This window comes from Nocardioides sp. REDSEA-S30_B4 (genome assembly GCF_001627265.1).
Taxonomy (GTDB): domain Bacteria; phylum Actinomycetota; class Actinomycetes; order Propionibacteriales; family Nocardioidaceae; genus Nocardioides.
The window spans coordinates 1-10,786 of the sequence record NZ_LUPI01000092.1 but is presented as its reverse complement, the minus strand read 5'-3'; the positions used below and the strand labels follow the sequence as shown (position 1 = coordinate 10,786).

Below are 10,786 nucleotides of genomic sequence, written 5' to 3'. Positions count from 1 at the left end.
CGTAGGAACCGCCATCTTCGGAAGACCTCGACCTCTATCCCGGTACCGACGCGCCGACCCCAGCCGCGTCGTCCGCTACACCCTCATCTGCGAAGAGCCGATAATCGTGTGGTTGTCTGGTTCGCCGGCGTCAGCGACTGCGGCGGCAGCAGCATCGGCCACGTCTTGCGGACTCGCATCCAGCGTCAGGAGGGGGCCGAGGTCATCGACGTGGGAGTGGACGCCGTCGGTGGTCAGCACGAGACGGTCGCCGGGACGGAGATCGAGCGTGGCCTCGTCCGCGACGACACCCGGGGTGAGTGCGCGGTTGAGAAGGTTGCGATGCGCGTGGGCGCGCGCCTCCTCATTCGTCAGCTGTCCGGTCTCGATCAGGGCGGCCACGATCGTGTGGTCGTGGGTCAGCTGGCGCAGCTCGCCGTGACGGACGAGCCACACGCGGGCGTCGCCGATGTGCGTGATCTGTGCTGTCGATCCGGTGATCGTGACCGCGGTGAGCGTGGTGCCGGATGTCGGTTGGTTGGGCAGCGCCGCGCTGACCTCGGGGGCGATCTCGGCGATCGCGCCGGCCAGGCCGGCCTTGGCGAATGCCGAGAGCGCGGCCCGGGCCAGCTCGTCGCTGTCCCCGAAGCCGTCCGCTACGGCAAGAAGCCCGGGCATGACGAGCAGTGCGTCCTGCTGCGTCTGGCGATTCCCCTGGCGGTGGCTTGAGCCGTACTCGGCGTGCAGGGTCGGAGTCGTGGTGGTCACGGTAGGTACCTCGTTCCTGAGTTGCTGGACGAGGGTGGCGACCAAGTCCCGGCGTGCGCCCGTGTCGGCCTCGACCTGGGCCCAGTACGCCTCTGCTTCCTGCGCGGCCTGCGCCGGTGAGAGGTCGAGGACGTTCTTGATCCGGGCCAAGGGCATGCCGAGCAGCCGCAGTAGTGCGACCATCCGGGCGCGGTCGAGCTGCGCGGGGTCGTACCGGCGATAGCCGGAATAGACATCCACGTCGGCAGGGCGAACCAGCCCCAGGTCGTCGTAGAGCCTCAAGGCCTTGGGCGTCAGGCCCGAATCGCGGGCGAAGTCGCCGATCGTCATGAGCCCGTCGGTCGCGGTCATGGTCACCATCCTCCCGGTGTCGGTCACCGGTGAGGTCGAGGCTGGGCCTTGCCGCTGGGGGAAGGTCAACACCACTCGGCCCAGCGCGAGCGGAGGCGCTCTGTGAATCAGGGGGAGGCCGGTCGCCAGGTCTGGCGGGGTGCGTAGCCGGTGCGCCGCAGCCAGTGCTCGGTGTACAAGATCCGGTGAGGTGTGATCACGGTCAGCGGATCGCTGGGCGGCTCGCTGACCGATCGGCCGCGCTCAGCGTGGTCGGACTGCCATCGAAACGCCTCCCAGTAACCGTCGCTGGCGGGATCCTCGCGCTCCAGCGTGCGGGCCGTCCCGAAAAGCTGGGCGCCGCGGCTGCTCGCCTGGCCGACGAGGGGGGCGAAGATCCCTGCCGAGACACGCGGATCCCTTCGGAGGTTGCGTGACTTCACCGAGTCGTTCCAGCTTGTGTAGAAGATCTCGAGCCCGAGGCTGTAGTAGCGAACTGGGGTTGCCGCCGGGGAGCCGTCGGTGTTGACGGTTGCGATGACGGCCATGTTCTGGGTGGACAACAGGTTGAGGATGCGTTCCTCAAGAGCCTCACGCGGGAGCTCGGCAGCGGGCGCTGGCCCAGCGAGCCAGGGGTTGGTCAGCGGCATAGCCGATTGTCTCATCACGTCGCCCCGCCTCGCCTCAGGCGACGAAGACAGGGCCGCAACTACAGTTCGAGCATGCTTCCCGAGCTGGCGTCGAGTACCTAGTCGCAATCATCAGACCCTCCAACATGGCCTCACAGCGGGTGGCGACCAAGATCGGACTGGCTCTTGAACGCGAGGTCCACGCCCACGGCGGCCCCGCTCTGGTCTTCGGGGCGAATCTGCGCTCCACCTCCGAGGTGCCCGCGATGGTCAGCCCGTGACCAATGACGTCGAGGTAGCCATCTCCGCCACCGAGGCCGGGATCGCCGTGGTGCGCAGCGCCTACGGCGCAGCACTGATCAGACACGCGAAGGCGGCCACAGACTTCGCCACCAACGCCGACATCGACGCAGAGCGCGCGATCCTCGACGTCATCACCACCGCCAGACCCGAAGACGCTGTCGAGGCCGAGGAGTCTGGCCGAAGCGGCAGTTCGACCACATCGCGACGGTGGCTCGTCGACCCGTTGTGCGGCACACTCAACTTCGCCGCGCAGACACCCCTGGTCGCCGTGAACGTCGCACTCCTGCGCGATGCGCGGACGTTAGTCGCGGTCTCAGCTGACCCGATCGGCGAAGAACTGTTCTGGACAGACGGACAGCATGCGGCCGTCAGGATGAGCGGCGGCGACGCCCTGCTACAACCGACCTCTGAGTCGAGGCTGGTCGACATCAACTGCGACGGCCCGCTCGACCGACCGTTCCTCGGCCCACAGCTTATCGCCGACCCAGCGTTCCGTGCAGCTTTCGGGCCCCGCGTCATGTCGACGACCCTCGCCCTGGCCTGGGTAGCGGCAGGCCGTCGTGCCGGGTACCTCAGCGACGGCAACTTCGTCGGCAACGTCCACTTCGCCGCCGGAATCGCACTGTGCCGTGCTGCCGGATGCGTCGTCACCGATCTACGCGGCGGCCAACTGGAGGGTGGACGAGGCCTGATCGCGGCTGCCGACGCAGACACTCACGACAAGCTGGTGGGCCTGGTGGCGCCCCACCTCGAACGCCCCGGCCCTCGGTAGCGGGCTGTCCCGCAAGCCATAGAGGCGGCTCGGTCCATGCTTCGAGGCTCTAATCTCGTTGCGTGTCCGTTTCGCTGAAGTACGCGGTTGTCGAGAGGGAGCGTCGCTACCTCTTGGCGACGCTCCCCGAAGGCGTCACCAGCAGCAGCGAGATCCTCGATCGGTACGTCACGGGCACGCGGCTGCGCTTGCGCGAGGTCCGCGAGAACGACGGGACCGTGATCCGCAAGCTCGGACACAAGGTGCGCCTCACTGAAGGCCCGGCCGAGGTGGCCTGCACGAACTTCTATCTGAACGACGCGGAGTGGACCGCGCTTCTGGCGTTGCCCGCTCGGCTACTCCGCAAGAAGCGCCACCTAATCCATAGGGATGGATTAGTCGTGGCGATCGACGAGCACGAGGACGGGACGCTCGTCGCCGAGATCGACGACCGCGAGTCGCCGTCAGACTTCGTGCCTGAGTGGCTTGATGTCGTACGCGACGTGAGCAACGACGAAGACTGGACTGGCGCTCGGCTCGCGCGTTCGAGCTAGGGGCGGCGTCAGCCGCAACTCTCGCCTCAGGCATCTGCGAGCACCGCGGCAACCATCGAATGCCGGGCGGCGCAGCGGGCCGGCATTGTGTGCCAGTAGTAGGGGAAGGTGATCACCCCGATCAGCAGCGCCCATCCCATGCCCTTCGCCCAGGCCGCGTCGTCCACGCCTGTCGCAGATCTGAAGATCTGCCGCTCCTGCGAGTCGAGCACCTCCCAGGCGACGATGAGGTCCACCGACGGATCGCCTACCCCGAGCCCTCCGAAGTCGAGCACGGCGGCAAGTTCGCCGTAGCGAATCAGCAAGTTCTCCGCGAGCAGGTCACCGTGGTACCAGGTCGTGAGCGGATCGGTGGCCTGCTCGGCAGCCAAGGCGTCGTCCCAGACTTTGAGTGCGCGGTCGAGGTCGAGACCAAGATCGCCTAGCTGTCGGCACTCGACGACCCGCTGCCGGAACTCGCCGTCCATGTCCGCCAAGTGGCCGCCGCGGTACCAGACCAGGGCAGGCTCGTTGTTCACAGACGCCGGGATCCCAACCTGACGCAACTCGGTCAGGAACGTCGCCAGGTCCTGGGCGACGCGGCGCGAACTGCCGCCATCGACACCCCAGGGCACCGTCGGGACCTGGCCCTTCAGCCACGTGGTCACGGCCCACTTCTCTGGATAGCCGAACCCAGGTTCGCCGACCGCAATCATCTCAGGGACTCCCATCGTCACGCCCTGAGCGACCACGGGCATCCAGCGAGCTTCCTTCTCGATGGTGGTCGAACCGCCGGGCTGGCGCGGCAGCCTGACGAGAAGGGAGTCCCCCAGCCTGAACAGTGCGTTCGAGGAACCCGACGACGCAAGGGATTGGAGTCTCAGGTCGGCGTACTGGGGCAGCGACCGGTCGATCAGCCGGCGGACCAAGTGAACGTCGACAGCAAGCTCGTCGTGATGGAGTCCGGGCACTCGGTCGATGCTGGTTGGTCGGCGCCCACGACGCCACCGGCTTTACCGCGGCGCCGGCTTCTTGCCGACAGCAGCCCGCGACCAGATGGGTCCCTCGGTCCCGCCTCCCGGGGTTTCCGCGGCATGCGGAATCTCTAGCAATCCAGTGCTGAAAAGTAGATGCGCGCGTTTGGAAATGTTCGCTGCATCTCGACAACAAGGGTGTCGAGATGCGGTGAAGATTGACGGACACCGCGCGGGCTACTTTGACGAAGCTGGCTTCCGGCGCGCAGCTCGTCGAAGTACGTGCATCGCGGAATGAGGGTCGTGGCCAAGCCAACCTGCGGAGCTTGCACGTGAACTAGAAGGGCGGCTCGTCTCCATCCCAGCCAACCGAGGTCACTCCCCCAGCCCAGGGGTCTGCAACGGTGGAGGTGTCGATTCGCTCCACGGAAGCCGAACCTCTGCTCTGGATCGAAGAACTTAACGATGCCTCGAACGCGGGCGTCGTCGTCCCAAGGCTCCTCTGGTTCCCAATCATCATCAGGATCCCATTCGTCGTCGTCGTCATCGGCATTCAGATTGATGTCAACCCCAAGGGCCGTCGCCACGCTCTCAATGAGGTTTGCCCTCTCAGTCTGATCCAGGGTGGGAGCCAGTCGCCGAAATGGTCCGTCGAGCCAGCGGGCAAGGTCTAATGCATCCAGGTCCCCTTCACCGAACGAGGCTGCCAGTTCGGCGCGCTCCGGTACGAGATCAAAGTCCACCCAGAAGGTGAAGTGACCTTCATCGATGACCAGGCAACGCGCAAACAGATCGACCCATACTCCGCCCCGGTAGCGAAGGATGAATCGCTCAGCTACAAACGGGCCATCGGCGAAATACATCATGACGTCCGCCTCTTGGCCGCTGCGGATGAACATCCTGCCCCGCCCGTAGAGCGTCCCAGTCGGACACGTGTGGTGGCTGAGGACGACCGGGTTCCCGCAGTTCCCGCATGTGCAAACGTCGTCGTATCCGAAGAGCCCGTACCCTCCTTCACCGATGGCAGCGCTCAACTCCATCTCGGCTTCGGGGTCCCAGGGCTCCACGTCCCGAGTATGCGCTCGTCAGGACCATGGCCGCACACGGAATCGCGCGGAGAAGCAGGTCGCTTGGTCAGGCGCCGCCGGCAAAAGAGGCCCGGATGTCCGCTGGCGGATGAGATGCTGCCCGTCGGCCCGAGGTGGACCTTGACAAATTGGCCGCTGCGCCGCAGCCCAAGCTGCAGCGGGCGGGCTACGCGTGCTTCGGTTTGGTGTTCGCCTTCGCGAGGCTTGCGGTGATCGCCGGCATTTGGCGCTTGGTCCACGCCGGCTGCTTCTGACTCTGCTCCGACGCCTTACGAAGCTGATGGCGCAACGCTGCGTTGATCGCTGACCGATCGTTACTCATAGTGTCTTTCCGTCCCTCGGGATGAGTCACAGTTCCCAGAAGCTCTGAAGAGCTCCGTGTTCGGTTCGACCCGCGGTAGAAGTGAAGCGTAGGGGTCCGACACTCCTAGCCGTAGGTCTATCACGTCACCTACTCGCCCTGACCCAGCCACGCCTGACCGAACGAGGTCTGGGCGAACTCGGCAACTGCGGCACCTTCGTCTCCGAGCGTCGGCACGATCGCCTGCTTCCGCGACGTCGGGGGGCTAGGGGTCCACGACTCGAACGTCCCGTCCGGTAGACGATCTCGGCGCCCCATCCGGAACACCGTCGGGAACATCTCTGGTGCAACGCCCTCGAACGGGAGGATCTCAACCGCACGACCGCCACTGCCGCCGCTGGGCGTGTGGCTGACGAGGTCGCTGAACAGCATCTTGACCTGGGATTTCGTGTAGGGCGCGATGTAGACGACTCGGATGATCCCGGCCGCGATGATCAAGCGAGCGCACTCATGACACGGATAGGTGGTCGTGTAGAGCGTCGAGCCGCGAAGCGCGGTTCCGCGGCGAGCAGCCGTACAGATGGCGGCCATCTCGGCGTGGACGATGCGTCCGAACTCGATCAGGTCCGTGACCCGCGAATCTTCGAGCGGTCCCGTCCTAGCGATGGCCGCATCCACAAGGGCGACGTCATCCATCCTTGCTGGCTCGGTTGACAACCAGCCGCTGGCCTTGAGCCGGCGCAGCACGTCTTGGATCACGTCTCGCTTGCCGATGTCGTTGGTCTCGTAATTGAGCTTGAAGTCTCGGTAGTCCGGCGAGTCATCGGGCCAGTACTGCCCGCCGCCAGGCTTGGGCACCTCGTTGGTTCCAGTGACCAGCACTTCGCCGTCCTCATCGATGATGGCGACGCCGACCTGCCTACCCGCGGCCGCCGATCGGTACTGCGCCGCACTCGCGTGGTACATCGCCAGTTCGTCGCGGGTAGGCGACGTGAAGGGCTGCTGGAACCAGAGTTCGACAAGGCGGTTCACCTGGTCGCGGGTCGCATGGCCCGATCGAATCCAGAGGAAGGCGTCCGCGCGCCCGAAAGCCTTCTGAAGACTCTGACCCCAGTCGTTGTCCGGGTCCTCCTCATCGCGCCGTAGCAGTTTGTCCGCCAGCGCAGCATTCGAGATTCCTGACGACTCATCCCGCTCGCGACCCAGCCGGGCAGCGAGCGTTTCACGCCGCTTCTCCTCGGCCTGGGAGACACCGATGACCAGCAATCTGGATCCGTAGATGTTCCGCAGGAAGTCGACTTCTTCAGCTCGCTTGGCTGATCGGATGATCGTGACGACGCCAGCTCGGTCGACGTCCTCGCCCTCCTCACCGGAGTTGGCCTCTGCGCGGTCGGCGCGGATCTTCAGAACCGCCAGCATCGCTGCGGCACCTTGCGTGCCCGACTGTTCACGCAGCCGGTCTCCGAGGTCCATGAGCCACTCTGTCGGGCACGTCTCCTCGGGCCGCTCGTCCGCCGATGTTGCGTCGAGAAGTTGGCTAATCCGGACGAAGCGCGGCGAGTACCCAACTGCCCGGAATGCTGCCTCGAGATCGGTCTGGACCTCGTTGACGGGGGTTCCGATAGCGGAGACAAGAAGAACGAACAGCTCGCGTCGCTCGTCGCTGCCCGGGACTGCAGGACTCGTCGGCGCCAACCCTTCACGCGAGTCATCCGCCGGTCCTTCGGTCTCATCCACTGGATATCCCTGTCCTCGTGCCAGCCCGTCCGCGTCCCACGAAGGAGCATAGAACTCTGGAACGACACCTACCGTCCCTTCTCCACAGACATGCCACCGTCCCCTACCAAGACTCAGGCTGAAGCCTCGACCGATGCTGGCAAAGAGGACACCGCGGCGAGGAAGTCGGCGGCGATCTTCGAACCCGTAGCCGTCAGGTCGACGGTGGCGAACCGGATGCGGCGGCCCTGGACGACGACCTCCTCGTCGAAGTGGCCTTCGACCACCGGGTGCAGCATCAGCCCCTCTGACGGGTGATCGCCTTCGAACTCCGCCTGGGACATCAGGTAGGCGTAGATCTGGTAGACGTACCCGCTGCTCAGCGTCGCGGCGCGGTAGTGGCCGGCCTTCGTGACGGACGTGAACTTGGTGTCGATGACGATCCGCCGGGGACCGCACCCGTCGGGGTTCGGGTGTTCGAGGACGATGTCGAGCTGCATGCTCGGCAGCACAGCCGCCATGCCCGCAGATGCGTCGGAGATGTCCCACTGCTGGGTGGGGCCATGCTTCACCGTCCAACCCTTCAGCGCGAGGTGGTGACGGTAGATCCCGTAGGCGGCGTGCTCGAAGAGCTTGCGCAGGTAGTGGTCGTCGTCAGCCGGGAGCGGCAGGTGTCGGTCTCCTGCCTCTGTGGTTGGGATGGCGAAGGTCAGGAGGAGCTCAGCCGCTGCGAGCATCCTCCAGTCGCGCTGGAGCAGGCGTTGTTGGCGCATGTGCGGCACCTCCGCCAGCCGAGGACACGGCCCCCGCACACCGGCCGTCTCCAGCTGTCGAGCAAGCGAGCGGTACCGCGGTTCGCTGGGTACGAGGACGGAGGCTCGTTCGAGCGCTGTTCGGACAAGCCGGTTGGAGGGAATGTCGGTGACGATCTCGTCGAAGGTGCAGTTGATCTGGCCGCGGCTGAGCAGCTGATGCCGCTCCGTTGTGAGTTGGTTGATGCGCCCGCGAACTCGTCGTTCGTTGCGGGCGACGGCACGGAACCCGACAGAGAGTCCGCGGTGCAGGCGCTGGGCGACCTCGTCGGCCAGGATCCGCGCGACCAGGCTGGGCAACTCCTCCGGTGCGTCCTCGGCTGTTACCGGTCCATGGCCGTCGGTGCGGAACAGTTCGGAGGCGAAGAACTGCAACAGCCAGAGGTTGCGGATCGGGATCTGCATGGTCAGGCGCCGAGGAGCTTCGTGCAGGCCTGGTCGGCCAGGTCAGGCCGGTCGAACCAGTACTCCTCGAGCAGTGGGCGCACATCGGTGTCGACGACGCGTTCCCACCACTGCTTGGTGTCCAGACCGGTGGCGTCGAGCTCGACGGCAGGCGTGAAGTAGGAGTGGCCGACGCAGTATTGACGGCCGAGTGCGCTGTCGGTGCTGATCTGCACATTGAGGGCATCGACGCGCTGACCGTAAATCTCCAGCAGCGGGCCTTACCCCCGGATCTTGGACACGGTGGGTGATTACGCAGCGGTCGGCAGCGTAGCGGTGTAGCCGGTCTCGAACGCGGCCGGCGGGGCGTAGCGACACCAGGAGTGGCGTCGCCGCGTGTTGTAGCGGACGAGCCATCGGAAGACCTGCCGACGGCAGGTGACTTCGTCGGTCCAGCAGGCGGCGTCTTGGAGGGTCTCGCGCTTCATCGTGGCGTTGAAGGACTCCGCGAGCGCGTTGTCGGCCGAGGAGCCGACTGCACCCATGGACTGGGTGACGCCGAGCTTGCGGCAGAGCTTGGCGTAGGCCTTGGAGCAGTAGACCGACCCGTGGTCGCTATGGAAGATCGCGCCCTTGAGGCTGCCCCGGGTCGCGGCGGCAGCCATGAGCGCGTCCTCGACGAGTTCGGTGCGCATGTGGTCGGCGATCGCCCACCCGGCGAGCCGGCGTGAGTAGCAGTCGATGACGGTGGCCAGGTACAGGTTCGTCCCGTCGGCCAGCGGCAGGTAGGTGATGTCTCCGACGTAGCGCCGGTTCGGGGCGTCGGCGGTGAAGTCCCGCTTGAGCAGATCCGGGTACTTCTGGCCCGACGGTTCGGGGATTGTGGTCCGCACCCGGCGCCTCTTCACGTAGCCGCGGATGCCCTCGGCCCGCATCACCCGGGCCACGCGCTTGTGATTCACGCGCGCACCAGCAGGGGTGTTGTCGTTGAGCTCGGCGGTGATCCGCGGCGCACCACAGGTGTTGTCCTCGGCATGAACGGCCCTGATCCTCGTCGCCAGCGCGGCATCAGCGCGGGCACGCTTCTGGCGGGCCGGGGCGGCCTTGAGCCAGGCGTAGTAGGAGGAGCGCTCGATCTCCACGAGCTCGCACAGTCGCTTCACCGGGTAGGTGGCGGAGTTGTCGGCGACGAACTGGAAGCGACTCACCAGCGCGTCTCCCCGGCGAAATACTTGGCCGCCCGCTGGAGGATCTCCCGCTCGGTGGTCAGCTTCGCCGTTTCCGCCCGCAACGCTGCGTTCTCGGTCTCAAGTCGGGCGATCTTCTGCTCCGGTGTCAGGAGAGTCCCCTGGAGTGGTGGGGTTTGAGGACCGGCGTGGGGTCGTGAAGTAGGCGGCCATCGGCGGGATCTTCGGTGTTAAACGACCAAGTCACGCACTGAAGGAGAACCACCGATGGCCTTGCCCCAGTCTGCCCTGTCCGAGCTGCTCGAGGCGTTCCGTGCCGGTGATGGCGTGGATCTGATCCGCGATTCGGTTCGCGTCGCGCTCCAGGAGCTGATCGAGCTCGAAGCCATCCAGGTGATCGGGGCGGCACCCTATGAGCGCACCGAGGACCGCAGCGGCGAGCGCAACGGTCACCGGCCGCGCCAGTTGACCACGAAGGCCGGCGACGTCGAGCTGCGGATCCCCAAGCTGCGCAAGGGGTCGTTCTTCCCGATCATCCTCGAGCCCCGCCGCCGCATCGACCAGGCGCTCTATGCGGTGGTGATGGAGGCCTACGTCCACGGCATCTCGACCCGCAGCGTCGATGACCTGGTCGAGGCGATGGGCGGCACGGGCGTGTCGAAGTCCGAGGTGTCCCGGATCTGCGCTGGCCTTGATGAGCAGGTCGGCGCGTTCCGGACCCGCACTCTGGACCACGTCGAGTTCCCCTACGTCTACCTCGACGCCACCTACCTGCACGTGCGCAACGCCCCCGGCAAGGGCGGCCAGGTGGTGTCGATGGCAGTGGTCGTGGCCACCGGCGTCACCGCGACTGGCGAGCGGGAGATCCTGGGCCTGGACGTCGGTGACAGCGAGGACGAGGTCTTCTGGCGTGCCTTCCTGCTTTCGCTCAACCCTGATCCACCGGTGAGGATTCGTCATCGGTGATTCTGGTGGATCGCGACGAGGTTCGCAGTGTGGGCGTGGGTGAGCTGCCGGCCGGTGCCGGCTCT

General features: G+C 66.0%; 10 protein-coding genes and 2 pseudogenes. 4 read left to right on the top strand and 8 right to left on the bottom strand.

Annotation, left to right across the window (positions count from 1 at the left end; all coding sequences use genetic code 11):
• Positions 1-75: 75 nt before the first annotated feature.
• Positions 76-1,098 (bottom strand): MerR family transcriptional regulator, encoded by a 1,023-nt coding sequence (locus A6R01_RS16215; protein ID WP_292608048.1) that lies wholly within the window; start codon positions 1,096-1,098, stop codon positions 76-78.
• 107 nt (positions 1,099-1,205) lie between these two features.
• Positions 1,206-1,727, bottom strand: coding sequence for a pyridoxamine 5'-phosphate oxidase family protein (locus A6R01_RS16210; RefSeq protein WP_292608045.1), 522 nt, complete (start codon positions 1,725-1,727; stop codon positions 1,206-1,208).
• Positions 1,728-1,852: 125 nt separating this feature from the next.
• On the opposite strand from A6R01_RS16210, the gene A6R01_RS16205 reads away from it, so the two are divergent.
• The 3 genes from A6R01_RS16205 (at position 1,853) to A6R01_RS16195 (ending at position 3,314) form a co-directional block, all read left to right on the top strand.
• Positions 1,853-1,987 carry a hypothetical protein gene (locus tag A6R01_RS16205; RefSeq protein ID WP_292608042.1) on the top strand — a complete coding sequence of 45 codons (135 nt, stop codon included), beginning with the start codon at positions 1,853-1,855 and terminating at the stop codon, positions 1,985-1,987.
• Positions 1,984-2,781 (top strand): inositol monophosphatase family protein, encoded by a 798-nt coding sequence (locus A6R01_RS16200; protein WP_292608039.1) that lies wholly within the window; start codon positions 1,984-1,986, stop codon positions 2,779-2,781. The genes A6R01_RS16205 and A6R01_RS16200 overlap by 4 nt, the downstream gene beginning before the upstream one ends.
• A gap of 62 nt (positions 2,782-2,843) precedes the next feature.
• A complete protein-coding gene (locus A6R01_RS16195) occupies positions 2,844-3,314 on the top strand; it encodes a hypothetical protein (protein WP_292608036.1) in 471 nt (156 codons plus the stop codon).
• 26 nt (positions 3,315-3,340) lie between these two features.
• Here A6R01_RS16195 and A6R01_RS16190 read toward each other — a convergent pair whose 3' ends face one another.
• The 6 genes and pseudogenes from A6R01_RS16190 to A6R01_RS16165 form a co-directional block, all read right to left on the bottom strand.
• Positions 3,341-4,264, bottom strand: coding sequence for an aminoglycoside phosphotransferase family protein (locus tag A6R01_RS16190; protein WP_292608033.1), 924 nt, complete (start codon positions 4,262-4,264; stop codon positions 3,341-3,343).
• Positions 4,265-4,398: 134 nt separating this feature from the next.
• A complete protein-coding gene (locus A6R01_RS16185; RefSeq protein WP_292608031.1) occupies positions 4,399-5,334 on the bottom strand; it encodes a hypothetical protein in 936 nt (311 codons plus the stop codon).
• A 472-nt stretch (positions 5,335-5,806) separates the two neighbouring features.
• On the bottom strand, positions 5,807-7,393 hold the full coding sequence (locus tag A6R01_RS16180) for a deaminase (RefSeq protein WP_292608028.1): 1,587 nt from the start codon (positions 7,391-7,393) through the stop codon (positions 5,807-5,809).
• A gap of 113 nt (positions 7,394-7,506) precedes the next feature.
• Entirely contained in the window at positions 7,507-8,589 is a 1,083-nt protein-coding gene (locus tag A6R01_RS16175) for a hypothetical protein (RefSeq protein WP_292608025.1), read from the bottom strand.
• 2 nt (positions 8,590-8,591) lie between these two features.
• On the bottom strand, positions 8,592-8,804 hold the full coding sequence (locus A6R01_RS16170) for a hypothetical protein (RefSeq protein ID WP_292608022.1): 213 nt from the start codon (positions 8,802-8,804) through the stop codon (positions 8,592-8,594).
• Between the two features lie 75 nt (positions 8,805-8,879).
• Positions 8,880-9,904 (bottom strand): annotated as a pseudogene (locus A6R01_RS16165) (IS3 family transposase); the annotation flags it as partial.
• 118 nt (positions 9,905-10,022) lie between these two features.
• Here A6R01_RS16165 and A6R01_RS16160 point away from each other — a divergent pair.
• Positions 10,023-10,676, top strand: a pseudogene (locus A6R01_RS16160) (transposase); the annotation flags it as partial.
• Positions 10,677-10,786: the final 110 nt, after the last annotated feature.

Coding starts and splice junctions, on each gene's coding strand:
- A6R01_RS16215 (WP_292608048.1), bottom strand. CDS start 1,098: ATGACCGCGACCGACGGGCTCATGACGATCGGCGACTTCGCCCGCGAT.
- A6R01_RS16210 (WP_292608045.1), bottom strand. CDS start 1,727: ATGCCGCTGACCAACCCCTGGCTCGCTGGGCCAGCGCCCGCTGCCGAG.
- A6R01_RS16205 (WP_292608042.1), top strand. CDS start 1,853: ATGGCCTCACAGCGGGTGGCGACCAAGATCGGACTGGCTCTTGAACGC.
- A6R01_RS16175 (WP_292608025.1), bottom strand. CDS start 8,589: ATGCAGATCCCGATCCGCAACCTCTGGCTGTTGCAGTTCTTCGCCTCC.